Here is a 25,801-nt window from a genome sequence, read left to right on the forward strand (position 1 = left end):
GGCTGCGGTGCCCCCGGGCGCCGGGAAGAGTGGGGGCATGGGACGCCGGACGGGGGACGCACGGGTGCAGGTCGGGGCTGCGCGAGGCGTCGCCCGGTGGTGCACGCGTGACGCGTCGCGGGTGGGTGCGGCCGCGCTCGCGGGGGTGCTGCTGGTCGGCGGCTGCTCGTCCGGCACCCCGGACGCCGCCCCGACGACCTCGCCGGCGGCCGCCACGAGCGCGTCCGCGACGCCGGGGCCGACGCCCACCGCCGCGGCCGACCCCGGGTCGGTCGTCCGCGACGTCCCGACCGTCACGGTCGAGTCGGTGCAGGACGTCGCCACGGGGCTCGACGCGCCGTGGGGGCTCGCGTTCCTGCCCGACGGGAACGCCCTGGTGACGCTGCGCGACGCGGCCGGCCTGGTGGTGGTCGGCGCCGACGGGTCGGTGGCCGACGTGACGGGCCCGGGCGCGGACGAGATCGCGGCCGCCACCGTCGCGCGCGGCGAGGGCGGCCTGCTCGGCGTGGCCGTCGTCCCCGGGGACGCGGCGACCGTCGACGTCGTCGTGTACCTGACGTCGGACGAGGACAACCGCGTCCTGCGCGCGACGCTCGACGGCACCACGCTCGGGCCCACGCGGGTGCTGCTCGACGGCATCCCGCGCGGCCAGAACCACAACGGCGGGCGCCTCGCGTTCGGCCCGGACGGCTACCTGTACGTCACGACGGGCGACGTCTACACGACGCGCCTGGCGCCGGACCCCGGCAGCCTGGGCGGCAAGGTGCTGTGCATCACGGCCGACGGCGAGCCCGCTCCCGACAACCCCGACCCGTCGTCGCCGGTGTGGACGCTGGGCCACCGCAACGTCCAGGGCATCGGCTGGGCACCCGACGGGCGGACCTTCGCCGCGGAGTTCGGCCAGGACACGTGGGACGAGCTCAACGTGCTGCGCGGCGGCGCCGACCACGGCTGGCCGCAGGTCGAGGGCATCGGCGGCGCCGAGCAGGGCTACGCGGAGCCCGTGGCGGTGTGGGCGACGTCCGAGGCGTCGCCGTCCGGGCTCGCCGTGACGGACGAGGGCGTGTACCTCGCGGGGCTGCGCGGCCGCACGCTGTGGCGGGTGCCGCTGCGGCCCGTCGACCCGGCGTCCCTCGACGACCCGGCGCTCGACGCGGCGGGCGTCGGCACGCCGCAGCCGCTGCTCGCCGACGAGCACGGCCGGCTGCGCGCGGTCGAGGTCGCCCCCGACGGGTCGCTGTGGGTGCTGACGAACAACACCGACGGCCGCGGCGACCCGGTCGCCGGGGACGACCGGATCCTGCGCGTGAGCGTGAGAGCAGACTGAGAGTCCGGTTCTGCCCGGCGTGGCCTGTTCGGGCGGATCGTCCGGGATCGGTACTGTGTGCGCCGTCCGGTCGGGCCGCGCCATGCGGCCCCCGGAACCTGCCGGACGACGACGGCGGCGGTGACTCCAGCACGACGACGCGACGACGAGCACACGACAGGAGCCGACCATGCCGGCGAGGGCGAAGAGCATCCTCATGTGGATCGTCGTGATCTTCATCCTCTATGCCGTGGTGACGAACCCGGACCAGGCCGCGGCCGTCGTGGAGGGCATCGGGGACTTCATCTACGGCGCGTTCATGGGATTCGCGCGGTTCTTCGACAACCTGGCGTCCTGAGGGGCGGGACGACGCGCCGGGCGACGGCCGGCCGCGAGCGGGAGGTGACGACGTGACGACCGACCACGCGACGCGCATCGTCATGTCCCACCGCCTGCTGCGGCGTTACGTGCTGCCCGGGGAGCGCGTCGTGCTCGCGACCCGTCGGCACTGGGCCAAGCTCCTCGAGCCGGCCGGGGTCGCGGCCGCGGTGTTCTGCGTGTGCGCCTGGCTGACGTACGTGCTGCAGCCGACGCTGGGGGACGGCGCGCTCGTCGTGTGGTGGCTGTGGCTCGCGGCGCTCGCGCGGTTCGGCTGGTTCCTGCTGGTGTGGCGCGTGGAGTGGTTCGTCGCCACGGACAAGCGGATGCTCCTGCTGACGGGCCTGATCACGCACCAGATCGGCATGATGCCGCTGATGAAGGTCACGGACATGCGGTACTCCCGCTCGGTGCTGGGCCAGGTCCTGGGCTACGGGCAGTTCCTGCTGGAGTCCGCGGGCCAGGACCAGGCGCTGCGGCAGATCAACTGGGTGGCCCGCCCGGACGCGACGTACCGGGACCTGTGCGCGCTGATCTTCACGCCCGTGACGGCGTCGCAGTCGGACGGCGAGGACGACGACGGCGGGCCGCGCCGCGGGCGTGCGCGCCGCGGCGACCGCCCGCCGACCGTCCCGCCCGCTCGGACGCCGTCGCGGACCGCGGCCGGCGGCGGCGTCGCGGTCGCCGACGCCCCCGCGCGCGCCGTCCCGGCCCCGCGGCCGGGGACCGCGCGCACCGCCGCGCCCGCCGACCCGTCGCGCGGCGACGTGCCCGACCTGCCGGACGACGGGGACCCGGGTACCTGGGCGGAGCCCGTCGTGGTGTGGCCGTCGCGCGACCACCCGTTCGAGCCCGACGACACCCAGCCGCTGCGGATCCGTCCGCGGGACGAGACCGACGACGTCGACGCCGAGCCCGACGAGGACATGAGCCCGGAGCGCCGGCTGCCGCCCACCCTCGCCGAGGCGACGGAGGACGGCACGTCGGTGGAGGCCGAGGCCATCGCCGGCGAGGAGGCGCTGCGCCTCGACGAGGAGGAGGCGCAGGAGCGCGCCTGGGACGTCTCCGACTCGACCGCGCGCTTCGTCGACCTGGGGCGCCGGCGGTGGCGCCAGGACCTGGACGCGCCCGACGACGCGACCGAGCCGCCTGCGGGGGGCGATATCGAGGACGGCGACGAGGGGCGTCGCACCTAGGATCGACGCATGTCCCGCATCCTGTCGGCCGTCGCATGGCCCTACGCGAACGGCCCCCGCCACATCGGTCACGTCGCCGGCTTCGGCATCCCCTCGGACGTCTTCAGCCGGTACATGCGGATGGCGGGGCACGACGTGCTCATGGTCTCGGGCACCGACGAGCACGGCACGCCGATCCTCGTGCAGGCCGACAAGGAGGGCGTCAGCGCCCAGGAGCTCGCGGACCGGTACAACCGCGTGATCGTCGAGGACCTCACCGCGCTCGGCCTGTCCTACGACCTGTTCACGCGGACCACGACGCGCAACCACTACGCCGTCGTGCAGGAGATGTTCCGCACGGTGCACAAGAACGGGTACATGGTCGAGCGCACGACCATGGGCGCCGTCAGCCCGTCGACGGGCCGCACGCTGCCCGACCGCTACATCGAGGGCACCTGCCCCATCTGCGGGTACGACGGCGCGCGCGGCGACCAGTGCGACAACTGCGGCAACCAGCTCGACGCGATCGAGCTGATCAACCCGAAGAGCAAGATCAACGGCGAGACGCCGAAGTTCGTCGAGTCGGAGCACTTCTTCCTCGACCTGCCGGCCTTCGTCGACGCGCTCGGGGACTGGCTGCGCACGCGCACGGGGTGGCGCCCCAACGTCTTGAAGTTCTCGCTCAACCTGCTCGACGACGTGCGCCCGCGCGCCATGACGCGGGACATCGACTGGGGCATCCCGGTGCCGCTGGACGGCTGGGAGCAGAACCCGACCAAGCGGCTGTACGTGTGGTTCGACGCGGTCATCGGGTACCTGTCGGCGTCGATCGAGTGGGCGCGCCGCAGCGGCGACCCCGACGCGTGGCGGCAGTGGTGGAACGACCCCGAGGCCCTGTCGTACTACTTCATGGGCAAGGACAACATCACGTTCCACTCCCAGATCTGGCCGGCGGAGCTGCTGGGCTACGACGGCAAGGGGTCGAAGGGTGGGGCGCCCGGCGCGTACGGGTCGCTGAACCTGCCCACGGAGGTCGTGTCGAGCGAGTTCCTCAACGTCGAGGGCAAGCAGTTCTCGACGTCGCGCGGTCGCGTGATCCTGGTCCGCGACATGCTCGCGCGGTACCAGCCGGACGCGCTGCGCTACTACATCTCGATCGCCGGGCCGGAGACGCAGGACGTCGACTTCACGTGGGCGGAGTTCAAGCGCCGCACCAACGACGAGCTCGTCGCGGGCTGGGGCAACCTCGTGAACCGCACGGCGAGCATGGTGCACAAGAGCTTCGGCGAGATCCCCGCGCCCGGGCAGCGGCAGCCGGTCGACGAGGCGTTGAGCGCGGAGGTCACCACGGCGTTCGGGCGCGTCGGGGAGCTCGTCGGGGCGCACAAGCAGCGTCAGGCGCTGCAGGAGGCGATGCGGGTCGTCGGTGAGGCGAACAAGTACGTCTCGGAGACCGAGCCGTGGAAGCTGAAGACGGACCCGGACCGTCTGGCCACGGTCCTGCACACGACGACGCAGGCGGTCAGCGACCTCAACACGCTGCTCGCGCCGTTCCTGCCGCACGCCGCCCAGCAGGTGCACGAGGTGCTGGGCGGGACGGGCACGTTCTCGCCGCAGCCGCGGATCGAGGAGGTCACGGACCTCGACGACGACGCGCGCCGCTACCCCGTCATCACGGGCGACTACCGGGGCGTGCGCGGCACGTGGCAGCCACGCGCGATCGTGCCGGGGACGAAGCTCGACAAGCCGGTGCCGGTCTTCACCAAGCTCGACGACGCGATCGTCGAGGAGGAGCTCGAGCGGCTGCGGCAGTCCTGACGTGGCCCGCAAGCGCCGCGAGACGGGCTGGCCGCCGCCGCCCGAGCCCCTGCCGTCGCCCGTCGTCGACAACCACACCCACCTGGAGTCCGTGGTCGGTTGGCGGGCGGGCGGCTGGGACGTCGACGACGCTGCGGACCCCGCCGCCGCCGCGCACCCCGACCTCGCCGCGCACCTGACGCGCGCGGCGGCGGTCGGGGTGACCCGCATGGTGCAGGTCGGCTGCGACCTCGACGCGGTCGTCTGGACGGACGCGGCGGTGCGCGCGCACCCGGCGCTGCTGGGGGCCGTCGCGATCCACCCCAACGAGGCGGTCCTGCACGCGGGCGTCCGCGAGGTCGCCCCCGACGGGCTCGACCCGGACCCGCAGCCCCGGCACGACGTGCCGCTGGACGAGGCGATCGCGACCGTGGCCGCCGTCGCGCGCGCCAACCCGCGGGTGCGGGCGATCGGGGAGACGGGCCTCGACTTCTTCCGTGCGGGCGAGCGGGGACGCCAGGTGCAGCGCGAGGCGTTCCGGGCCCACGTCGCGCTCGCCAAGGAGCTGGGCCTGGCCCTGCAGATCCACGACCGGGACGCGCACGAGGACGTCGTCGACGTGCTGCTCGCCGACGGGGCGCCCGAGCGGACGGTGTTCCACTGCTTCTCGGGTGGGCCCGGCCTGGCGCGCGTGTGCGCCGACGAGGGCTGGTACTGCTCGTTCGCCGGACCGGTGTCGTTCCCCGCCAACGAGGAGCTGCGGGCCGCGCTCCGCGTGCTGCCGGCGTCGCTGGTGCTCGTCGAGACCGACGCGCCCTACCTGACGGTCCACCCGTTCCGGGGCCGGCCGAACGCGCCGTACCTGCTCCCCGGGACGGTCCGCGCCGTCGCGGACGCCACCGGCAGGCCGCTCGCGGACGTGTGTGCGCAGGTCGGCGCGGCGTCCGAGCAGGTGTACGGCCCGTGGTGACCCCCGTGCGGCGGGTCGGCCGTGCCACGTCCCGACGGCCGCGCGTCAGCACCTGCTGTCCGGACCGTGGGACGTCGGCCCGTCGAGACCGGCCTGAGTGAGCGTCCGGGCCCCGGAATGACGACTCAGCCCGGTCTCACCCGGGCGGATGTCCAGGATGTGGCGGACGAGGGTGCGGCGGTGCCGTGGGGCCGGGCCCGTCCGGCACCAGGCAGCGTCCGGGCACGGGTGTCGCGGCGGTCACGGATCGGTTACGGTCTGACCGGCGCCGTCGGGCCCGCGTGGTCAAGAACCAGCGGCGGCGTGCCGATGACATTGCCGGGGCAGCGATCCCTCCCGCCGACCCGAAGGACTCCGTGACCGCCTCCGACCAGGTACCGGGCCGCCGCGCAGCACGCGCGCGCGACCGGGCCTCTCGCGCCGCCGCGCAGGCGGTGGTGCTCGCGCTCGTCGCGGGCGGCACCAGCGCGTTCGCCGCGATGCACAAGGACGTGACCGTCGACGTCGACGGCACCGAGGTGCAGGTGCAGACGTTCGGGCGCACGGTGTCGGACGTGCTGGCCGCCGGGGGCATCGAGGTGTCCGAGGGCGACCTGGTGGCGCCGGGCCTCGACCAGCCGGTGGGGCGTACGGGTCAGGTCGTCGTGCGGCACGGCCGCGAGATCGCGGTCGAGGTCGACGGTGAGCAGCGCGAGGTCTGGACGACCGCGCTGACCGTGGGCGAGGCCGTCGAGGAGCTGGGGCTGCGCGACGGCGTGCGCCTGTCGGCGTCGCGCTCCGCCACGGTGGGCCGCGACGTGCTGCGCGTCTCCACCGAGAAGACCGTGCACCTCGTCGTCGACGGCCAGGTCATCGACGGCGTGACGAGCGGGTCGACCGTGCGGGACGCGCTGCGGGAGATCGGGCTCGTCCTCGAGGAGGCGGACCAGGTCTCCGTCCCGCTGGACGCGGCGGCCGTCGACGGGCTCGTCGTGCTGGTCACGCGCGCGGCGACCGGCGGCGAGACCGTCACGGAGGCCGTGCCGTTCGCCGAGGTCGAGGTCGAGGACCCGCTGCTCGTCAAGGGCAACCGCGCCGTCAAGACCAAGGGCAAGGCCGGTCTGCGCACGACGACGTACTCCCTGGACGTCGTCGGCGGCGTGGTCGTGGGCCGCACGGTGCTGGCGTCGGTGGTGACCGTGGCCCCGGTCGACCAGGTGACCCGTGTCGGCACGGCCGAGCTGCCGGACCCGTCGACCGTGGCCGTCGAGCCGGGCACCGCCCAGGCGATGGGCAAGGAGATGGCCGCGGCCCGCGGGTGGGGCGACGACCAGTTCGCCTGCCTGCTCTCGCTGTGGAACAAGGAGAGCGGCTGGCGCTGGAACGCCGAGAACAAGTCCTCGGGCGCGTACGGCATCCCGCAGTCCCTGCCGGGCTCGAAGATGGCGTCCGTCGCCGACGACTGGCGCACGAACCCGGCCACCCAGATCACCTGGGGGCTGAACTACATCGCCGGCCGGTACGGCGACCCGTGCGGTGCGTGGGCGCACTCGCAGGCCAAGAACTGGTACTGACCTCCCCTTTCGTCGCCGTCGGCCGTCGCGCGCTGGATTCACACCGCCGGACGGGTGATGTCGACGTGACGCGCGTCTCGTCGCGCAGGGGTTGGAATCCCGGTCACGATTCCGTTACGGTCGCGTGTCACGTTTGCACGGACGGGTGAACCCGCTCGTCCGGGTGACATCGGCGGCCGCTCGCGCGGCCGCTGCGAACCGCCGGATCGGGGTCCCTCCGTCGTGCGGACGTGCACGGCGACCCGTCGCCACGCCACGCCCCGCGGCACCCCGTGCCCGGGCGCGACGACGGCTGGAGCCTCGTGCAGAACTCGACCCGCCACACCGGTCCGACCCCCGCGACGGCCCACACCGCCGCGACCCCGCCCGACACCGGACCGGAGCCGGGTCACCTGCCCGCCGCCACGGCCGCCCCGCGCCGCCGGCTGCGCTGGCCGCTCGTCGCCGCCGGAGCCGCCGTGCTCGTCGTGGGCGCCGGCGGGGCCGCCTACGCGCAGGCCCACAAGACCGTCGCGCTCGACGTCGACGGCGAGCTCACCCACGTCACCACGTTCGCCGGCTCCGTCGAGGGGCTGCTCGCGGCCCACGACGTCGAGGTCGGCGACCGCGACACCGTCTCGCACAGCGGCTCGCTCGCCGACGGCGCCGAGATCGTCGTCCGGCACGCCACCGCGCTCGTCGTGCAGGTCGACGGCACCCGGCAGGTCGTCTGGACCACCGCGCTCAGCGCCGACGAGGCCCTCGACACGCTCGCGTCCCGCGCCCGCACGGTCGCGCTCGTCGCCTCCCGGTCGGCCGACCGCGCCGACCTGCCGCTCGACCTCACGCTGAGCGGGCGCGCGGAGGTCCTCGTCGACGGGGGCGTGATCGACGTCCCCGACGCCGACGCGACCGTCTCGGAGGTCCTCGCCGAGCTCGGCGTCACGCTGCAGCCGCTCGACCGCGTGCACGTGCAGAACGGCCCCACGGGCGTCGTCCAGCTCGTCGTGCAGCGCGTCGTCGTCCAGGACGTCGCGACGACGTCCGAGGTGCCGTTCACGTCGCGCACGCAGGACGACGCGTCGCGGCTCGTCGGCCAGAAGGTCGTCGCGCAGGCCGGCGTGCCGGGCGTGCGCACGGTCGTCGACCGCGTCACCACGGTCGACGGTGTCGAGGAGACCCGCGAGCCCGTCAGCGACGGCGTCACGCAGGCCCCCGTCGAGGAGGTCGTCCACGTCGGCACCAAGCCGCGTCCCGTCGTCGCAGCGGCACCCGCCGCGTCGGCCGGCTCGGCTGCCGCAGGCCCGATCGCCGCCGGCGGCGACGCCGACTCGCTCAACTGGGCCGCGCTGGCGAAGTGCGAGTCCGGCGGCCGCGCCGACGTCGTCTCGTCGACCGGCAAGTACCACGGCCTGTACCAGTTCTCCGTCGCCACGTGGCAGGCGGTCGGCGGTGCCGGCCTGCCGTCGCAGGCGTCGGCCGAGGAACAGACCGCCCGCGCGAAGATGCTCTACAACCGCTCGGGTGCCGGCCAGTGGCCGCACTGCGGCAAGAACCTCTTCAGCTGACCACCGGACTGGATTGCTCTCTCACCAGCCCCTGGAGGGCGTGAGAGAGCAATCCAGTCCGCCCACCGGATCCCCCTGTGGGCGTGAGAGAGCAATCCAGTCTGGCCACCGGACCCCCTGTGGGCGTGAGAGAGCAATCCAGTGCCTCCGCCTCGGGGTGGTGTGGGAGGGCGTCGTCGTCGAGGCCCGTAGGCTCGGGGGCCATGTCGGCGATCACCCTGCTCGGGCCTGCGCAGATCCGGGCGCTCGCGCAGCGCGCCGGCATCCGGCCCACCAAGACGCTCGGTCAGAACTTCGTGATCGATGCCGGCACGGTCCGCAAGATCGTGCGGCAGGCGGACGTCACGCCCGGTGAGCGGGTCGTCGAGGTCGGCCCGGGGCTCGGGTCGCTGACGCTCGGGCTGCTCGAGGCCGACGCCGACGTGGTCGCGGTCGAGATCGACCCCGTCCTGGCGCGCCTCCTGCCGCAGACGGTCGTCGCGCACGTCCCCGGGCTCACCGTGGACACCGCGGCGAGCACGCAGGACGACGGCTCGCGCACCGTCGTGCTGCGCGACGGTGACGGGCGCGCGCGGCTGACCGTCGTGACGCAGGACGCCCTGACGGTCACGGCGCTGCCGGGCCCGCCACCGACCGCCCTCGTCGCGAACCTGCCGTACAACGTGTCGGTCCCGGTGCTCCTCACGTTCCTCGAGCGCTTCGACTCCCTGCAGCGCGGGCTGATCATGGTGCAGGCGGAGGTCGCCGACCGGCTCGCGGCGCCCCCGGGCAGCCGCACGTACGGGGTGCCGTCGGCCAAGGTCGCCTGGTACGCGGCGGCGCGCCGCACCGCGACCGTGGGCCGCGCCGTGTTCTGGCCGGCGCCGCACGTCGACTCGGCGCTCGTCCGCCTGGACCGCCGGGAGCCCCCCGCGGCGACGGTCTCCCGGCGCGAGGTGTTCGCGGTCGTCGACGCCGCGTTCGCGCAGCGCCGCAAGATGCTGCGCTCGGCGCTCGCGGGCATCGCCGGGTCGTCGGCCGCCGCCGAGTCGGCGGTCCGCGCCGCGGGCCTGGACCCGCAGTCGCGCGGTGAGCAGGTCGACGTGGTCGGCTTCGCGCGGATCGCCGAGGCGCTGGAGATCGCGCGGCCCGCGCCGCCGGGACCTGGCACAGTGTCACCGTGACGCTGACCCCCCTGGACGACCTGTCCGACCGCGCCGTCCGTGTGCGCGCGCCCGGCAAGGTCAACCTGTCGTTGCGCGTCGGCCCGCGGGCGCACGACGGCTACCACCCCGTGTCGACGGTGTTCCAGGCCGTGTCGGTCTACGAGGAGGTCGTCGCGACGGCGGCCGAGGTCTTCGGCGTCAGCGCGAGCGGGCCGCAGTCGGAGGCGGTTCCGACGGACGAGTCGAACCTCGCGCTGCGTGCCGCGCGCGCCGTCGCGCAGCGTGCGGGCGTCGACGAGGCCGTGCACCTGCACCTCGTGAAGGGGGTGCCCGTCGCCGGGGGCATGGCGGGCGGCTCGGCCGACGCCGCCGCGGCGCTCGTCGCGTGCGACGCCCTGTGGGGCACGGGCCTGTCGCGCGACGACCTGCTGGAGCTCGCGGCCGAGCTGGGGTCCGACGTGCCGTTCTCGCTCGTCGGGCACACGGCCGTCGGCCAGGGCCGGGGCCACCTGCTGACGCCCGCGCTGAGCCGCGGGGAGTTCCACTGGGCGTTCGCGGTGCAGGACCGCGGCCTGTCCACGGCCGCGGTGTACGAGGCGTACGACGACCTCGTCGCCGAGCACGTCGACCCGCTCGACGACGAGCAGGACGTGCCGCTCATGCAGGCGCTGCTCGCGGGCGACGCGGCCGCGCTGGGCGCTGCGCTGCACAACGACCTCGAGACCGCGGCGCTCGAGCTCGACCCGGCGCTCACCGAGCCGCTCGCCGTCGCGACCGACGCGGGTGCGCTCGGCGTCGTGGTGTCCGGCTCGGGGCCGACGATCGCGGCGCTCGCGCGCAGCCGCCAGCACGCGCTGGCCGTCGCCGCGGCCCTCACGGCGGCGGGCGTCGCCGACCGGGTGCTCACGGCGTCGGGCCCGGTCGCCGGTGCGCGGGTCGTCGCGGGGGAGTGATGCCGGTGACCTGCCCCCGGGGGCGTCGATGACCGACGTGGCGGGACGCACGCTCGACGTCGTGCGCCGCGTCGACGCCGCGCCGCCGGCGCCGACGGACCCCGACGAGCCGGGCTGGGTGCGGCCGTCCCCGGACGCCGACGTGCTCCGCTGGGACGCGCTGCTGGCCGCGGCCCTGTACGTGGGTGCGCTGCTGTCGATGGTGCTCGTGAGCGTGGCCGGGATCTACGAGGAGCCGTCGGAGGGCTGGGTCGCGGCGCTCGCGCTCGCGGCGACCACGCTGCCGCTCGCGGTGCGACGCCGCTGGCCGAGCGCCGTGCTCGTGGTCGTCGGCGCGGCCTTCGTCGTCGCCCAGGTGCTGCAGGTGCCCGAGGTGCTGGTGTCGAACATCGCGCTGTTCTGCGCGATGTACACGGTCGGCGCGTGGGAGACGGACCGGCGCCGCGCGACCACGGTCCGCGGCGTGGTCGTCGTCGCGATGATCGTGTGGCTCTTCGTCGCGCTGTTCCTCGCGGCGACCGACCCGGAGCTGGCCGACGAGATCCCGGACCGCGTCGGCATCTTCTCGCCCTTCGTGTCGTGGACACTGCTGCAGCTGCTGACCAACGCCCTGTACTTCGGCGGGGCGTGGTTCTTCGGTGAGCACGCGTGGCGCTCGGCGCGCGAGCGGTCCCGCACCGCGTGGCGCACGCACCTGCTGGTGCTCGAGCGCAGGCGCGCGGAGGAGCAGGCGGTCGCGCTGGAGCGGTTGCGGCTGGCGCGCGAGCTGCACGACGCCGTCGCCCACCACGTCTCGCTCATGGGCGTGCAGGCCGCCGCGGCGCGCACGGTCCTCCTCGCGGACCCCGTCCGCGCGGCCGACGCGCTCGGCCACGTCGAGCAGGCCGCGCGCGACGCGGTGCGCGAGCTGCACGGCATCCTCGGCATGCTGCGCGACGGCGAGGGCATGGGGGTCGGCGGCGGGGACGGTCCGGCGCGCGCCGTCGACGCGACGGCGTCGGGGGAGGCGCTCGCGTCGCTCGACGTCGGCCGGCTGCCGGACCTCGTCGAACGGGCCCGCGCGGCCGGCCTGCAGGTCGCCTACCAGGAGGTCGGGGAGCCGCAGCGGCTGCGTCCGCTCGCGTCCCTCAACCTGTACCGCATCGCGCAGGAGGCGCTGACCAACACCCGCAAGCACGCGGGCGTCGGTGCGCACGCCGACGTCCGGCTGCGCTGGCTGGCCGACGAGGTCGAGCTCGAGGTGTCCGACGACGGCGGCTCGGGTCGGCGCACCGGGCCGGTGCCGTCGTCGGGCATGGGGCTCGTCGGCATGCGGGAGCGCACCGCCTCCGACGGGGGCACGTTCGAGGCGGCACGGCGCCGATCCGGCGGCTTCGTCGTGCGCGTCCGGCTGCCGCTGGTGGCGCCCGACGACGGCGGGACGACGACCGCGGCACAGGTCGCGGCGCACGACGAGGGCATGGCGGAGGACGAGGGCATGGCGGAGGACCGGGCATGACGCAGGGTGCGGGCATGACGCAGGGTGCGGGCGGGACGTCGGAGGCGGCGCGGGTCAGGGTCGTGCTCGTCGACGACCAGGCGCTGCTGCGCGCCGGCATCGGCACGATCCTGTCGGCGCACCCCGGCATCGAGGTCGTCGGCGAGGCGGGCACCGGCGCGCAGGCCGTCGACCTGGTGCGCGCGACGCGTCCCGACGTCGTCTGCATGGACGTGCAGATGCCGGACATGGACGGGCTCGAGGCGACGCGGCGCATCGTCGCGGATCCCGACCTGCACGCGGCCGTCGTGATCCTGACGACGTTCAACCGCGAGGACTACCTCGTCGAGGCGCTGCGCGCGGGCGCCGTCGGGTACCTGCTCAAGACGTCGCGGCCCGAGCAGCTCACCGAGGCCGTGCTCAGCGCCGCCGCCGGCGAGGGGCTGCTGTCGCCGGAGGTGACGCGCGCGGTGATCGCGCGCGCGGTCCAGGACCGGCCGCCGACCCGCCCCGCGCCGCGGCCCGTCGTCCCGCTGACGGAGCGGGAGCAGGAGGTGCTCACGCTCGTCGCGCGGGGCATGAGCAACGACGAGATCGCGGCCGAGCTGGTCGTGAGCCGGGCGACCGTCAAGACGCACGTGTCGAACCTGCTGGCCAAGCTGGCGTTGCGGGACCGGGTGCAGGCCGTCGTGTACGCGCACGAGCACGGCCTGCTCGGCTGACGCGCCCCCTCGGCTGCGGGCCCTTCTCCGTCCCGGGACGGAGACGCATGATCGGCCGGGCGCCCGACGCGCCGCCGCGGCGCGCCGCCTACCGTCGTGACCAGGACGTCCGGGGCCACCCGGACGCGGACGCGGCAGGGGAGGGACGATGCTCGAGCTGCACGGGATCAGCCGGTCGTTCGGCGACCGGCTCGTGCTCGACGACGTGAGCTTCACCGTCGGGCGCGGGCGGCTCACGGGGTTCGTCGGCGGCAACGGGGCCGGCAAGACCACGACGATGCGGATCATCCTGGGGGTGCTGGCACCGCACGCCGGCACCGTCACGATCGACGGCGCACCGGTGGCCGGTGCCCGGCGCGCCCGCTTCGGCTACATGCCCGAGGAGCGGGGGCTCTACCCCAAGATGGGGCTCGTCGAGCACCTGACGTACCTGGCGCGGCTGCACGGGTTCGACCGGCAGGGCGCCACCGAGCGCGCCGAGGCGCTCGTCGAGCGGATGGACCTGACGGCGCGCGCCAAGGACCCCGTCGAGAACCTGTCGCTGGGCAACCAGCAGCGGGCGCAGATCGCGGCGGCCCTGGTCCACGACCCCGACGTGCTGGTGCTCGACGAGCCGTTCTCGGGGCTGGACCCGATGGCCGTCGAGGTCGTGCAGGGCGTGCTCTCCGAGCGCGCGGCGCAGGGCGTGCCGGTGCTGTTCTCCTCCCACCAGCTCGACGTGGTCGAGCGGCTCTGCGACGACCTCGTCATCATCGCGGGGGGCCGGGTGCGCGCGGCGGGCACGCGGGACGACCTGCGGCGGCAGCACGGCACCGCCCGGCACGAGATCGTCGCCGCCGGCGACATGGGCTGGCTGCGCGACGTGCCGGACGTCCGCGTCGACGAGCTCGCGGGCGGGTCCGCGGTGTTCGAGGCGTCGCAGGACGTCGCGCAGCACGTGCTGAACGCCGCGCTGACCCGCGGCCCCGTGCACGCGTTCACCCCGCTGCGGCCGACGCTGGCGGAGATCTTCCGCGACGTCGTCGCCGACGAGCCCCAGCCCGAGCTGCAGGAGACGACCCGATGAGCACCCGACCGTCCGCACCGACCCCGCCCTCGCAGGTCCGCGCCGCACTGCTCGTCGCCGAGCGCGAGATCACGTCGCAGGTGCGCACCAAGTCGTTCCTCATCTCCACGGCCATCCTGCTGGTGGGGATCCTCGCGGCGATCGTCGTCAGCTCGGTCCTGTCGGGACGCGAGGGCGACGACGTGCCGGTGGCGGTGGTGTCGTCCGTCGCGGCGGGGCTCGACGCGGCCGACGGCCTCGCCGTGTCCGACGTGGCGGACCGCGACGCAGCCGAGCAGGCCGTCCGCGACGGCGACGTGGACGCAGCCGTCGTGCCCGGTGACGGCCCGCTGGGCGTCGAGGTCATCGCGATGGACGCCGCACCGCAGGAGGTCCTCGACGCGCTGACCGAGGCACCGGAGGTCGTGCTGCTGGAGCCGGCCGCCGCCGAGGGCGGCATCCGCTACCTGGTGACGTTCGGGTTCGGCCTGGTCTTCATGATGTCGGCCATCGGCTTCGGCTCGACGATCGCGCAGAACACCGTGACGGAGAAGCAGACGCGGATCGTGGAGATCCTGCTCTCGGCGGTCCCGGCGCGCGCGCTGCTCGCCGGCAAGATCCTCGGCAACTCCGCGCTGGCCCTGGGGCAGACGGCGGCGATCGCGGCGGTCTCGGTGCTGGCCCTGGTCGTCACGGGGCAGGACGACGTGCTGACGATGATCGGGACGCCCATCGTGTGGTTCGTGGTGTTCTTCGCGATCGGGTTCGTGCTCCTGGCCGCGATCTTCGCCGCGAGCGCGTCGCTGGTCTCGCGCATCGAGGACACGGGTGTCGTCCTGCAGCCGGCCATCTGGCTGACGATGCTGCCGTACTTCCTCGTCGTGTTCTTCAACGACAACGCCACGGTGCTGACCGTCATGTCCTACGTGCCGTTCAGCGCCCCCGTCGGGATGCCGGTGCGGCTGTTCCTGGGGGAGGCCGCCTGGTGGGAGCCGCTGCTGTCGCTCGCGCTGCTCGCCGCTGCCTGCCTCGGGGTGATCGCGATCGCCGCGCGGATCTACGAGCGGTCGGTGCTGCGGATGGGCGGGCGGGTCCGGGTCCGCGAGGTGCTGTCGGGCGCGAGCGCCGACTGACGTACGGACGGGGTCGTGGGGTGCCGTCGGCACCTCGCGGCCCCGTCGGCGTCCCGCTTCGACACCCCGCGGGTCACCTGGCAGGCTGACAGCCTCATGCCCCACCTTCTCGGCGCCGATCGCGTCCACCTCACCCTCGGTACCCGCGCACTCCTCGACGGCGTCAGCCTCGGCGTCGACGACGGCCAGCGGATCGGCGTCGTCGGCCCCAACGGCGCCGGCAAGTCCACGCTGCTGCGCGTGCTCTCCGGTCGTCAGGAGCCCGACGAGGGGCGTGTCACGCGCGCCGGGGGCACGCGCATCGCGCTGCTGGACCAGCGCGACGAGATCGAGGCGGGCACCGTCCTGGACGCGGTGCACGGGGACGCCGACGCGCACGAGTGGGCGTCGGACTCCCGCGTGCGCGCCGTGCACGCCGGTCTGCTGTCGGACGTCGCGCTCGACGCGGCGCTGAACGAGCTGTCCGGCGGGCAGCGCCGCCGGGTGGCGCTCGCGGCCCTGCTGGTGCGGGACGACGAGATCCTCGTGCTCGACGAGCCGACCAACCACCTCGACGTCGAGGGCGTCGCGTGGCTCGCGGGGTACCTGGTCGACCGGTACGCGCGCGGCGGCGGTGCGCTCGTCGTCGTGACCCACGACCGGTGGTTCCTCGACGCGGTCTGCACCCGGACGTGGGAGGTGCACGACGGGGTCGTCGACCAGTACGAGGGCGGGTACGCCGCGTACGTCCTGGCGCGCGCGGAGCGCGACCAGCAGGCCGCGGTGGTCGAGGGCAAGCGGCAGAACCTGCTGCGCAAGGAGCTCGCGTGGCTGCGTCGCGGCGCCCCCGCGCGGACGTCCAAGCCGAAGTTCCGGATCGACGCGGCGAGCGCGCTCATCGCCGACGAGCCGCCCCCGCGCGACTCGCTCGCGCTCACCCGCACGGCCACCGCCCGCCTCGGCAAGGACGTCCTCGACCTCGAGGACGTCACCTACACGCTGCCCGACGGCCGCGTGCTGCTCGACGACGTCACGTGGCGGCTCGGGCCGGGGGACCGGTACGGCGTCGTCGGCGTCAACGGTGCCGGCAAGACCACGCTGCTGCGGCTGCTGACCGGCAGCGCCGTGCCCACGTCCGGCCGCGTCCGGCGCGGCAAGACCGTGCGTGTGGCCGAGCTGCGCCAGGACGTCGAGGACCTCGACGAGCTCGCGGGCCTCAACGTCGTCGAGGCGGTCGAGCGCGAGAAGCGGACCGTCGTCGTCGGGGGCAAGGAGCTCACCGCCGCGCAGCTGGTCGAGCGGCTCGGGTTCAGCCGCGAGCGCGCGCGCACCCTGGTGCGGGAGCTGTCCGGCGGCGAGCGGCGCCGGCTGCAGCTGCTGCGGCTGCTCGTCGCCGAGCCCAACGTGCTGCTGCTCGACGAGCCCACCAACGACCTCGACACCGACACGCTCGCCGCGTTCGAGGACCTGCTCGACGGGTGGCCGGGCACGCTGATCGTCGTCTCGCACGACCGGTACCTGCTCGAGCGCGTGTGCGACCGGCAGGTCGCCCTGCTCGGCGACGGCGCGCTGCGGGACCTGCCCGGCGGCGTCGAGCAGTACCTCGAGCTGCGCGGGGTCGCCATCGCCGCCGGGGCCGCCGACGCGCGTGCCGGGATGCAGGCGGCCGCGGCGGCGCGCGGGAACGACGCACAGAGCAGCGGCACGGGCAGCGGGACGGGCAGCGCTGCGGCGGCCGACGCGCCCTCCGCCGCCGAGACGCGCCCCGCGCCCTCCGCGGCCGAGACGCGCGCCGCGCGCAAGGACGTGCAGCGCATCGAGCGCCGCCTGGAGCGCATCACCGCCCTCGAGACCGACCTGCACCGCCGCATGGCGGACCAGGCGACCGATCACACGGCCGTGCAGGCGCTCGACGGCGAGCTGCGTGCGCTGGCGGCCGAGCGCGACGAGCTCGAGGCCGCGTGGCTCGAGGCCGCCGAGATCGTGGGCTGAGCGATGACCGGTGCCGCCCGCGGTGCGACGTCGCGCGACGAGGAGCCCGGCCGCGCGCTCGTCCGCCGGGTCGGCGTGCCGGCGCGGACCCCGGACGACGACCTGGACCGGCTGTTCCGCGCCCTGTCCGACGCGACGCGCCGGGCGGTCGTCGCGCGGCTCGCCGAGGGGGGCGCGTCGGTCACCGAGCTCGCCGCCCCGTTCGCGATGTCGCTGCCCGCGGTCGTCCAGCACCTCGCGGTGCTGGAGCGCGCGGGCGTCGTCGTCTCCGAGAAGACGGGACGCGTCCGCACGTACCGGCTCGCGCGCGACGGCACCGACACGGCCCGGGAGTGGCTGGACGACCTGCGGGCGTAGGTCACCGGGCGCGGGCCGCCAGGCCACCGGCGGCGACGGTGAGCGTGACCGTCGCCAGGGTGAGCAGCGCCGCGATCGTCAGGAGCGGGACCGTCCAGCCGGACGTGGCGGTGAAGAGCGACCCGAGCGCGTACGGGGTCGCCGCCGCGGCGGCGTAGCCGACGGTCTGGACGGTCGCCGACATGCGGCGGACGTCGGCGGAGCGGCCCGCGACGTGCGCGACCACCGTGAACAGCACGACGAAGTTCGCGGCCTGCGCGAGCCCGGCGAGCGCCGTCCAGGCCACCCAGGCGCCCGGGGCGAGCAGCAGCCCGACCGGCAGCGCCAGCCAGCAGGCCGCGACGACGAGCACCAGCACCCGCGGCGGGACCCGACGCGCGAGCGCGGCCGGGACCAGGACGCTGCCGAGCACCCCCAGCAGCTGGAACAGCGACGCCGCGGCGCCGGCGCCCGTGACGCTCAGCCCTGCCGTGTCGTGCAGCACCGACGGCAGCCACGCGGTGACACCCATGTAGGACGACGCCTGCCCGACGAACGCCGCGCACAGCACCCACGTCACCGGCCGGCGCAGCACCGGCACGCTGCCGGGCACGCTCCCCGCCGCGTCCCGGCCGCCGGCCCGGTCGGCCGCGGCCCGCACCGGCCCGCCCCCGTCAGGCGCACCCGCCGCGTGGACCCGCGCCCACCCCACGAGCGCGCCGACCGCCAGCACCCCCCACGCGGCGAGCGCCCACCGCCACCCGACGAGCGCCGCGAGCGGCGCCGTGCCGAGGGTCGTCAGCGCGGCGCCGCCGTTCATCACCGCGATGAACAGGCCCATGACGCGCGGCACCCGGGTGGGGAAGTCCCGCGCGATGACCAGCGGGAGGCCCACGTTGCCCACGGTGATCGCGGCACCGATGACGACCGTCCCGGCGAACGCGCCCGGGACACCGCCGAACGAGCGCAGCAACGTGCCGGCCAGGATCGCCACGAGCGCCGCGGCGAGCATGCGCGTGGTCCCGGCGCGGGCGAGCGCGACGGCCGCGAGCGGGGTCAGCAGCGCGAAGCACAGGATCGGCAGACCGGTGAGCCACCCCGCGGTCGCCGGGCTGAGGGCGAGGTCGGCGGCGACGGCGTCGACGACGGGCGGGAGCGCCGTGATGGGTCCGCGCAGGTTGAGCGCGACGAGCAGCAGCGCGACGAGCAGCGCCGCACCGCCCGCGGGGGCGGCAGCGCGGCGGCTCACGGCAGGAGCGGCGGGCCGGGACTCACGACGCGTCGAACAGCGTGAGCACGTCGCGCAGCAGCTCCGCGAGGCGCTCGCGATCACCCTCCGGCAGGTCGCCGATGAGGCTGCGCTCGACGTCGAGCAGGTCGGCGAACGCCTCGTCGACCCGCTCCGCGCCGGCGGTGGTGAGCTGGACCAGGACGCCGCGGCGGTCGTCGGGCGAGGGGAGCCGCTCGACGAGGCCGTGCTCGACGAGGCGGTCGATGCGGTTGGTCATGGTGCCGCTGGTGACCAGCGTCTGCGTCAGGAGCGCCCCGGGTGACAGCCGGTAGGGGGACCCGGCGCGGCGCAGCGCCGCGAGCACGTCGAACTCCCAGGTCTCCAGCCCGTGGCGCGCGAACGCGCCGCGACGGGCGAGGTCGAGGTGCCGGGCCAGCCTGCTGACGCGGGAGAGGACGGTCAGGGGCCGCACGTCCAGGTCCGGTCGCTCGCGCGCCCAGGCGGCGACGATCCGGTCGACCTCGTCGCGGGGCGGCCGGCCGGTGTGGGTCTCGGCCATGCCCCGACATTAGTCGACATCGAGACACCCGGGCTCGCGTCGGCCCGGTGCGCCGGGACCCGCGCGACGGCGGTGGCCTGCGGCGATGCGCGCCGCGTGACCAGCGGGTGAGATACCGCCCAGGTCCTGCCCGGCGCGCCGTCGGTGGCGATACGGTTCCGCGTGTCAGGCCCGGTCCACGTCGCGGTCCGAGCCCGCACCACCCGTGAGCCGGAGGAGCACCGTGGGATTCATCAAGGCATTCGCCGGGGCGCTGGGCGGCACGCTCGCCGACCAGTGGAAGGACTTCCTGACCCCGCCGGACGGTCTGCCGCCGACGGCCGCGATCTTCCCCGCCGTGCCGCGCGGGCAGAACGCCGGCAGGGGCTCGAACACCAAGGCGTCGGACAACATCATCACCAACGGCAGCCGCATCGTGGTGCCCGAGGGGGTCGCGCTCCTGACGTTCCAGGACGGGCAGCTCACGGGCCTGGTCGCCGAGCCCGGCGGGTACGAGTACCGGTCGGACGACCCGAACTCCCGGTCCGTGTTCGCGGGTGACGGCATCCTCGCCTCGACCGTGCAGACGTCGTGGGAGCGGTTCAAGTTCGGCGGGCAGCCGGGGTCGCAGCAGCTCGCGTTCTACGTGAACCTCAAGGAGATCCCGAACAACCGGTTCGGCACCCAGTCGGAGATCTACTGGGACGACGCGTACCTCAACGCGCAGGTGGGCGCCGTCACGCGGGGCACGTACACGTTGCGGGTCGTCGACCCCGTCCTGCTGGTCAAGGGCTTCGTCCCCCTGACGTACCTCACGCCCGGCGGGCCGGTCTTCGACTTCTCCGACCTGGACAACCCGGCCGCGAGCCAGCTGTTCACGGAGGTCGTCGGCTCGCTGGCCGCCGCGTTCTCGAAGTACACGAACGACCCCGCGCAGGGCAACCGGATCACGCGGATCCAGAGCGACTCGGTCGGCTTCGGGCAGGCGCTCGCCGGTGCCGTCGAGGAGGGGTTCATGTGGACCTCGCAGCGCGGCCTGACGATCGGCAAGGTCGCGATCGCCGCGATCGAGTACGACGAGGACACGCGCGCGCTCCTCAGCGACGTCAAGAAGGCCGACGCGCTCGGCGGGGCGCGCGGCAACTCCTTCCTGCAGCAGTCGGTCGCACGCGGCATGCAGGCCGCCGGCGAGGGCGGTGGCGGCGCGGCCAACATGGCGGTGCTGGGTCTGGGCCTGGGCGCGGCGGGCGGCGCGGCCGGTGCGCTGCAGCAGCCGACGGCGCCCGCACCCGCCCCGCAGGCGGCGACGACTGCGCCGGCCGCCCCGGCGGCGCCCGCGGCCGACGACACGGTCGCCAGGCTCACGCAGCTCAAGGCGCTGTTCGACCAGGGCCTGATCACGCAGGCCGACTACGACGCCGCCAAGGCGAAGGCCCTCGGTCTGTAGCGATGAGCGACGCCGACGCCCCGCAGCCCGGGGCCCCGCCCGACGGTCCGCGCGTCGTCAGCACCGGGGGCGACCGCAGCGACGGGATCGTGCGCTGCGAGCGGTGCGGGGCCAGCGAGGCCTCGCTGAACGTGGCGACCGGCATGCTGCGCTGCGGCTTCTGCCGGTACGAGTGGCGCACCGAGAACGCGCTGGTGACGTTCGACCTCGACGGTGCGATCGGCGAGCTGTCCGGTGTCGTCGTCGGCTCCGGGACCGCGGACGTCACCGCCGACCCGTCGGTCACGCTGCGCTGCACGGCCTGCGGCGCGGACGTCGTCATCGACACCACCGCGGGCGTGCAGGCGCGCTGCCACTGGTGCCGTCACACCCTGTCGCTCACGGAGCAGGTGCCGAACGGTGCGGTACCGGACATGCTCCTGCCGTTCCGCGTCCCCAAGGCCGACGCGGTCACCCGGGTCGCGGAGTTCGTCGGCAAGCGCACGTTCTTCGCCCACCCGCGGTTCCGGGCGGAGTTCACGCCGGAGAACGTCATGGGCGTCTACCTGCCGTACATGGTGGTCGACGTCAACGCCCACGCGCGCGTCGCCGGCGAGGGCGAGCACCAGACCCGCTCGTACACGGTGCAGGTGCGCAACTCCGAGGGTGAGACGCGCAGCGAGCGCCGCTACGACGCCGACGTGTACGACGTGCGCCGCGCGTTCGACGTGCACGTCGACGACCTGACCGTCGAGTCGTCGGCCGAGCGGCTGGACCGCGACACCGAGCGCACGTCGAACAACGTCATCAACACGATCCTGCCGTTCGACGTCGAGAACGGCGTGCGCTACGACCCCCGGTACCTGCAGGGGTTCACGTCCGAGCGCCGGGACGTCGACGTCGACGCGCTGCGGGGTGCCGTCCACCAGCAGGTGGGCGACATCGCGCGCTGGCGAGCCGACGAGACGATCGACCACTACGACCGCGGCGTCCGCTGGGACAGCACGGACGTCGACGTGCACGGAGAGCGCTGGGTCAGCGCGTACCTGCCGGTGTGGCTGTACAGCTACCTCGAGGAGAAGAAGGACGGCTCGACGCTGCTGCACTACGTGGCCGTCAACGGCCGGACCGGGGAGACGATGGGCAGCATCCCGCTGAACAAGGGACGCCTCGCGCTCGTCGCGGGCGTCGTCGAGGCGTTCGCGCTGGTGGCGGCCGTGGTGCTGTGGGTGCTGATGTGACGGGCGCGGTGGTGCTGGCGGCCGACGTCCTGGCGAGCTCCGGGGGCGGTGACGGCAGCGGCAAGGCGATCCTGCTGGCGCTCCTGCTCGCCGGCCCGCTCTTCTACGGCTGGGTCCACCTGCGGTACCGCAACACCGACAAGCGGCATCACCACGAGTCGGAGACCCGCTCGCAGATGCTCGACGTGCAGGCGCAGGACACGCACATCGGGTCGCGCACGGGCCTGACGAGCGCGCGGATGAAGGGCGCGAACAGCCGCAAGGTCCGGGCACCCTGACGGCAAGCGCCCTGACGGCCGGGCCCTGACGGCCGGGCCGCCTACGGCGCGGTCGGCTTGGTCAGCTCGGGGCGTCGCTCCAGGCCCTCCAGGCCGTTCCACGCGAGGTTGACCAGGTGCGCGGCGACGTCGGTCTTGCGCGGGCTGCGGGCGTCGAGCCACCACTGACCCGTCAGCGCGACCATGCCGACGAGCATCTGCGCGTACATCGGGGCGTTGCGCTGGTCCAGGCCCTGCTTCTTGAACTGCGCGCCCAGCAGGTGCTCGACCTGCGAGGCGACGTCGCCGATGAGCGAGGAGAAGGTGCCCGTCGCCTGCGCGACGGGGGAGTCGCGCACGAGGATCCGGAAGCCGTCCTCGGACGCCTCGATGTACGACAGCAGCGCCAACGCGGTCCGCTCGACCATCACCTTGGGGTGCCCACCGAGCTCCAGCGCGGTCGTGAGCGCACCGGTGAGGGCCTGGATCTCGCGGTCGACGACGACCGCGTACACGCCCTCCTTGCCACCGAAGTGCTCGTACACCACGGGCTTGGACACCTCGGCGCGGGCCGCGATCTCCTCGACCGACGTGCCCTCGAACCCCTTCTCCGCGAAGAGCTTGCGCGACACGTCGAGCAGCTGCGCGCGCCGCTGGGTGCCCGTCATCCGTGCACGGGACCGCTTGGAGTCGGTGGTCATCGGGCCATTGTGCCGTGCGGGTCCGGCGCGCCCGGCGACGACCCCCTCCGGAGAGGCACGTCGGCCGTGGGCTGGCAGACTAGGCGGCCGGTCCGCCCTGGTGTAACGGCAGCACGCCGGCCTTTGGAGCCGTGCAGTCCAGGTTCGAATCCTGGGGGCGGAGCGTCGGCCGGTGTACAGCCGAAGTGCAGCGTTCGGGACGTCAGACGTCCCGAACGCTGCACGCCTCGCGTGTCAGTCGGTCTCGGTCTCGCGTGCTGCCCGGTGTCCGCCGACGGGAGGACGCGACCCGCCGCCCGACGCCGCTACCGTCCTCGCGATGGATGCGCCAGGGGCAGCGGACGGCACGGACGTCGAGATCGCGACGGACGTCGAGAGCAGCGGCGGGCAGCAGGCGGCCCGTCGGACCGTGATCGCACGACTCCTCGTCGGGGTGGCGGTCACGCCCGCTGTCCTGGCGTGGGTCACGCTCGCGAGCGAGCAGGTGGCGTGGGCGCTGGCGAGGCGGGGGATGCTGCCGGAGCGCCTGGAGGGTCTGACGGCGGCGCGCGGGATCCACGAGCTCGCGATGTTCGTCAGCTTCGTGCTCGTGATCCCGCTGACGGTCCTGGCGGCGTTCGTCGTCGCCCGTCGTCGCCGCCGGCGGTGGCCGGTCGCCGCGATCACGTGCGTCGTGGTCGTGGCCCTGGTGATGGCCCTCTCCGGTCCGCTCCCCGGGTGGAGGGAGGAGTTCGAGATCCGCCGGCCCGCCTACGAGGAGGCCGTGACGGACGTGCGCGCCCGGTCGGGGTCGTGGGACGGCGTGCGTCTGAGGCCGGAGCACCAGCACCTCACCGCCGGCGGCCGGGTCTACGTGCTGGGGGATCACGTGTTCTTCCCGCTGTGGACGGCCGTCCCCGACGACGCCGGTGGTCTTTTCCACAGCCCGCAGGAGTCGCCGGAGGGCATGGACATGCGCGGGATGCGGTGCGTCGACCCGGTGCGTCTCGACGGTGAGTGGTGGGCGTGCGGGATGGCGGACGTGGTCACCGAGGAGGGGTGACGCGCCCACCCACCAGCACGGTCACGGCGAACACCAGGGGGACCGCCGCGCTGAGCAGCAGCCCGGCGCGCAGACCTGTGCCCGAGTCCGGGGGCAGCGCCGACGCCAGGCCCGCGAGCGGTCCGTCGGCGAGCCCCGCGAACAGCCCGGCGCTGAGCGGACCGATCGCCCCGCCCGCGTCCCCGGCCAGGGCCAGCACCGCGAACATCGCCGCCCCGCCCAACGGGAACCGGGCCGACGTCAGCGAGAACGTCCCGGGCCACAGCAGCGCGACCGCGAGCCCGCACAGCGCGCACGCGGCGAGGCTGACGACGGGCACGGCCGCGGTCGCGGCGACGACGTAGCAGACGGCCGCGGCCACCCCCGAGACGGCGAGCAGCGGCCGCAGCGGCACGTCGTGCCCCCACAGGCCGTAGGCCGCGCGGCCCAGGCCCATGAGGAGCGCGAACAGCCCGGGACCGAGCAGGTCGCCGACCTCCTTGGGCACGCCCGTGCCCTGCTCGGCGAAGAACGACGACCACTGCGCCATCGTCAGCTCGGCCGCGCCGCCGGTCGTCATGAGGACCAGCGCGGCGAGGAACAGGGGGGTGCCGAACAGCGCGCGCAGGGGTGTGCGGTGCTCGTCGGGGACGGTCGGCGGCATCGGCACCCGCAGCAGCGCGACGAGGTTCGCCAGCGGCACCACCGCCCACAGCACGGGCAGCAGCGGCCACAGCTCGGTGCCCAGCACCGCGAGCAGCCCGGTGGTGACCACGACGACCGCGAGCTGGCCCCAGCAGTAGAAGGAGTGGGCCAGCGCCATGCCCGCGGCCTTCGACTCCGACGGGCTGGGCAGGTGCTCGACGACCGGCGACACCAGCACCTCGAGCAACCCGCCGCCCACGCCGTACACGACCACCGCCAGGCACAGCCCCACGAACGGGGACGGCAGGACGAGCGGCAGGACCGCGAGCAGCACGAGCCCCAGCGCCGCGAGGACGTGCGCGAGCACCAGCGGGCGCCGGTAGCCGACGCGGTCGACGATGCGCACGGCGACCAGGTCGGTGAGCAGCTGCACCCCGAAGTTCAGGGCCGCGAGCGCGCCGAGCTGCGCGACCGGCACGTCGAGCGACGTGTGGAACACGACGAACAGCAGCGGCGCGAGGTTGTTGACGATCGCCTGGACGACGTAGCCCGCGTGCGCGGACCGACGGGTGGCGGTGTAGGTCAGGGGCACCCGGACGAGGTTACGGAGCAGCAGCCGGCGCGGGTGCCGGCGGTGCGGGTGCGGCGTGCTGGACGGTCCCGGCCGACATCCGGTCGATCCACGCCAGCGCCAGCGCGGACGCGACGAACGCGACGTGGATGATCGTCTGCCACATCATCGTCTCGGCGCTGACGTGGCCGACCGACGACTCGATGAACGTGCGCAGCAGGTGGATCGAGGAGATCCCGATGATCGACATCGCCAGCTTCGTCTTGAGCACGTTGGCGTTGACGTGGCTCAGCCACTCCGGCTGGTCGGGGTGGCCGTCGAGGCGCATGCGCGACACGAACGTCTCGTACCCGCCGATGATCACCATGATCAGCAGGTTCGAGATCATCACGACGTCGACGAGGCCCAGGACGATGAGCATCGTCGTGGCCTCGGTCCCGAACTCCGCCATCGCCTCGACCTCGTGCCCGAAGACGGCGAAGTCGATGAGGTGCCAGACCTCCTTCATGAACTGCCACACGTAGACGACCTGCGCGACGATCAGGCCCAGGTACAGCGGCAGCTGCAGCCACCGCGAGAAGAAGATCAGCGACGACACGGACTGCCGGTAGGAGCGGCCCGCGGGGGCGGGCTCGGTGATCGGGGGTGGGGTCGACGTCACA

The 25,801-nt window shown here is 74.5% G+C and carries 24 protein-coding genes and 1 tRNA gene; 20 read left to right on the plus strand and 5 right to left on the minus strand.

All coding sequences use genetic code 11. From position 1 onward, the window contains the following. The first annotated feature begins 37 nt into the window (after nt 1-37). From OKX07_RS04825 to OKX07_RS04895, 15 genes are all read left to right on the plus strand, one after another. Nucleotides 38-1,327, plus strand: a complete 1,290-nt coding sequence (locus OKX07_RS04825) for a PQQ-dependent sugar dehydrogenase (RefSeq protein ID WP_265630720.1) — start codon at nt 38-40, stop codon at nt 1,325-1,327. A 169-nt stretch (nt 1,328-1,496) separates the two neighbouring features. Further along, nucleotides 1,497-1,664 carry a hypothetical protein gene (locus OKX07_RS04830; protein ID WP_265630721.1) on the plus strand — a complete coding sequence of 56 codons (168 nt, stop codon included), beginning with the start codon at nt 1,497-1,499 and terminating at the stop codon, nt 1,662-1,664. Between the two features lie 52 nt (nt 1,665-1,716). Continuing rightward, nucleotides 1,717-2,880: a PH domain-containing protein gene (locus tag OKX07_RS04835; protein ID WP_265630722.1), complete on the plus strand. Its 1,164-nt coding sequence runs from the start codon at nt 1,717-1,719 to the stop codon at nt 2,878-2,880. Nucleotides 2,881-2,889: 9 nt separating this feature from the next. Next, nucleotides 2,890-4,677 carry a methionine--tRNA ligase gene (metG, locus tag OKX07_RS04840; protein ID WP_265630723.1) on the plus strand — a complete coding sequence of 596 codons (1,788 nt, stop codon included), beginning with the start codon at nt 2,890-2,892 and terminating at the stop codon, nt 4,675-4,677. A 1-nt stretch (nt 4,678) separates the two neighbouring features. Beyond that, complete coding sequence (locus OKX07_RS04845; protein ID WP_265630724.1) at nt 4,679-5,626, plus strand: TatD family hydrolase; 948 nt, start codon at nt 4,679-4,681, stop codon at nt 5,624-5,626. A gap of 356 nt (nt 5,627-5,982) precedes the next feature. Beyond that, nucleotides 5,983-7,179: a ubiquitin-like domain-containing protein gene (locus OKX07_RS04850; RefSeq protein WP_265630725.1), complete on the plus strand. Its 1,197-nt coding sequence runs from the start codon at nt 5,983-5,985 to the stop codon at nt 7,177-7,179. A 230-nt stretch (nt 7,180-7,409) separates the two neighbouring features. Further along, complete coding sequence (locus OKX07_RS04855; protein ID WP_265630726.1) at nt 7,410-8,726, plus strand: resuscitation-promoting factor; 1,317 nt, start codon at nt 7,410-7,412, stop codon at nt 8,724-8,726. A 203-nt stretch (nt 8,727-8,929) separates the two neighbouring features. Further along, entirely contained in the window at nt 8,930-9,889 is a 960-nt protein-coding gene (gene rsmA / locus OKX07_RS04860) for a 16S rRNA (adenine(1518)-N(6)/adenine(1519)-N(6))-dimethyltransferase RsmA (RefSeq protein ID WP_265630727.1), read from the plus strand. Beyond that, complete coding sequence (locus OKX07_RS04865) at nt 9,886-10,824, plus strand: 4-(cytidine 5'-diphospho)-2-C-methyl-D-erythritol kinase (protein WP_265630728.1); 939 nt, start codon at nt 9,886-9,888, stop codon at nt 10,822-10,824. The genes rsmA and OKX07_RS04865 overlap by 4 nt, the downstream gene beginning before the upstream one ends. A gap of 28 nt (nt 10,825-10,852) precedes the next feature. Beyond that, nucleotides 10,853-12,322, plus strand: a complete 1,470-nt coding sequence (locus OKX07_RS04870) for a sensor histidine kinase (protein ID WP_265630729.1) — start codon at nt 10,853-10,855, stop codon at nt 12,320-12,322. Further along, entirely contained in the window at nt 12,319-13,023 is a 705-nt protein-coding gene (locus OKX07_RS04875) for a response regulator (RefSeq protein WP_265630730.1), read from the plus strand. Before OKX07_RS04870 ends, OKX07_RS04875 begins: the two co-directional genes overlap by 4 nt. A 148-nt stretch (nt 13,024-13,171) precedes the next feature. After that, the gene (locus OKX07_RS04880) at nt 13,172-14,089 is read left to right on the plus strand and encodes an ABC transporter ATP-binding protein (protein WP_265630731.1); all 918 of its coding nucleotides are present in this window, start codon (nt 13,172-13,174) and stop codon (nt 14,087-14,089) included. After that, nucleotides 14,086-15,201 (plus strand): ABC transporter permease, encoded by a 1,116-nt coding sequence (locus tag OKX07_RS04885; RefSeq protein WP_265630732.1) that lies wholly within the window; start codon nt 14,086-14,088, stop codon nt 15,199-15,201. Before OKX07_RS04880 ends, OKX07_RS04885 begins: the two co-directional genes overlap by 4 nt. Before the next feature lie 96 nt (nt 15,202-15,297). Further along, a complete protein-coding gene (locus tag OKX07_RS04890) occupies nt 15,298-17,172 on the plus strand; it encodes an ABC-F family ATP-binding cassette domain-containing protein (RefSeq protein ID WP_265630733.1) in 1,875 nt (624 codons plus the stop codon). Between the two features lie 3 nt (nt 17,173-17,175). After that, the gene (locus OKX07_RS04895) at nt 17,176-17,529 is read left to right on the plus strand and encodes an ArsR/SmtB family transcription factor (RefSeq protein ID WP_265630734.1); all 354 of its coding nucleotides are present in this window, start codon (nt 17,176-17,178) and stop codon (nt 17,527-17,529) included. A gap of 1 nt (nt 17,530) precedes the next feature. Here the strand turns inward: OKX07_RS04895 and OKX07_RS04900 are convergent, their stop codons facing one another. Together OKX07_RS04900 and OKX07_RS04905 are read right to left on the minus strand one after the other, a co-directional pair. After that, the gene (locus OKX07_RS04900) at nt 17,531-18,757 is read right to left on the minus strand and encodes a CynX/NimT family MFS transporter (RefSeq protein WP_265630735.1); all 1,227 of its coding nucleotides are present in this window, start codon (nt 18,755-18,757) and stop codon (nt 17,531-17,533) included. A 22-nt stretch (nt 18,758-18,779) separates the two neighbouring features. Continuing rightward, nucleotides 18,780-19,298, minus strand: coding sequence for a MarR family winged helix-turn-helix transcriptional regulator (locus OKX07_RS04905; RefSeq protein ID WP_265630736.1), 519 nt, complete (start codon nt 19,296-19,298; stop codon nt 18,780-18,782). Nucleotides 19,299-19,521: 223 nt separating this feature from the next. Here OKX07_RS04905 and OKX07_RS04910 point away from each other — a divergent pair, with 223 nt between their 5' ends. Genes OKX07_RS04910 through OKX07_RS04920 form a run of 3 tightly spaced genes read left to right on the plus strand, consistent with a single transcriptional unit; the run spans nt 19,522 to nt 22,222 of the window. Beyond that, nucleotides 19,522-20,724 carry an SPFH domain-containing protein gene (locus tag OKX07_RS04910; RefSeq protein ID WP_265630737.1) on the plus strand — a complete coding sequence of 401 codons (1,203 nt, stop codon included), beginning with the start codon at nt 19,522-19,524 and terminating at the stop codon, nt 20,722-20,724. A gap of 2 nt (nt 20,725-20,726) precedes the next feature. Next, complete coding sequence (locus tag OKX07_RS04915) at nt 20,727-21,944, plus strand: TFIIB-type zinc ribbon-containing protein (RefSeq protein ID WP_265630738.1); 1,218 nt, start codon at nt 20,727-20,729, stop codon at nt 21,942-21,944. Beyond that, the gene (locus tag OKX07_RS04920) at nt 21,941-22,222 is read left to right on the plus strand and encodes a hypothetical protein (RefSeq protein WP_265630739.1); all 282 of its coding nucleotides are present in this window, start codon (nt 21,941-21,943) and stop codon (nt 22,220-22,222) included. The genes OKX07_RS04915 and OKX07_RS04920 overlap by 4 nt, the downstream gene beginning before the upstream one ends. A gap of 41 nt (nt 22,223-22,263) precedes the next feature. Here the strand turns inward: OKX07_RS04920 and OKX07_RS04925 are convergent, their stop codons facing one another. Further along, on the minus strand, nt 22,264-22,869 hold the full coding sequence (locus OKX07_RS04925; RefSeq protein ID WP_265631807.1) for a TetR/AcrR family transcriptional regulator: 606 nt from the start codon (nt 22,867-22,869) through the stop codon (nt 22,264-22,266). 124 nt (nt 22,870-22,993) lie between these two features. Between OKX07_RS04925 and OKX07_RS04930 the strand changes: the two genes are divergently transcribed. Continuing rightward, a tRNA-Gln gene (locus tag OKX07_RS04930) sits at nt 22,994-23,065 on the plus strand. 156 nt (nt 23,066-23,221) lie between these two features. Beyond that, on the plus strand, nt 23,222-23,944 hold the full coding sequence (locus tag OKX07_RS04935) for a hypothetical protein (protein WP_265630740.1): 723 nt from the start codon (nt 23,222-23,224) through the stop codon (nt 23,942-23,944). Here OKX07_RS04935 and OKX07_RS04940 read toward each other — a convergent pair. Continuing rightward, the gene (locus tag OKX07_RS04940) at nt 23,928-25,160 is read right to left on the minus strand and encodes an MFS transporter (protein WP_265630741.1); all 1,233 of its coding nucleotides are present in this window, start codon (nt 25,158-25,160) and stop codon (nt 23,928-23,930) included. The two genes, OKX07_RS04935 and OKX07_RS04940, sit on opposite strands and share 17 nt — an antisense overlap. 10 nt (nt 25,161-25,170) lie before the next feature. After that, complete coding sequence (locus OKX07_RS04945; RefSeq protein ID WP_265630742.1) at nt 25,171-25,800, minus strand: TIGR00645 family protein; 630 nt, start codon at nt 25,798-25,800, stop codon at nt 25,171-25,173. Nucleotide 25,801 lies beyond the last annotated feature (1 nt).

Origin of the sequence: Cellulomonas sp. S1-8, from assembly GCF_026184235.1 — a bacterium.
Classification (GTDB): Bacteria; Actinomycetota; Actinomycetes; order Actinomycetales; family Cellulomonadaceae; genus Cellulomonas.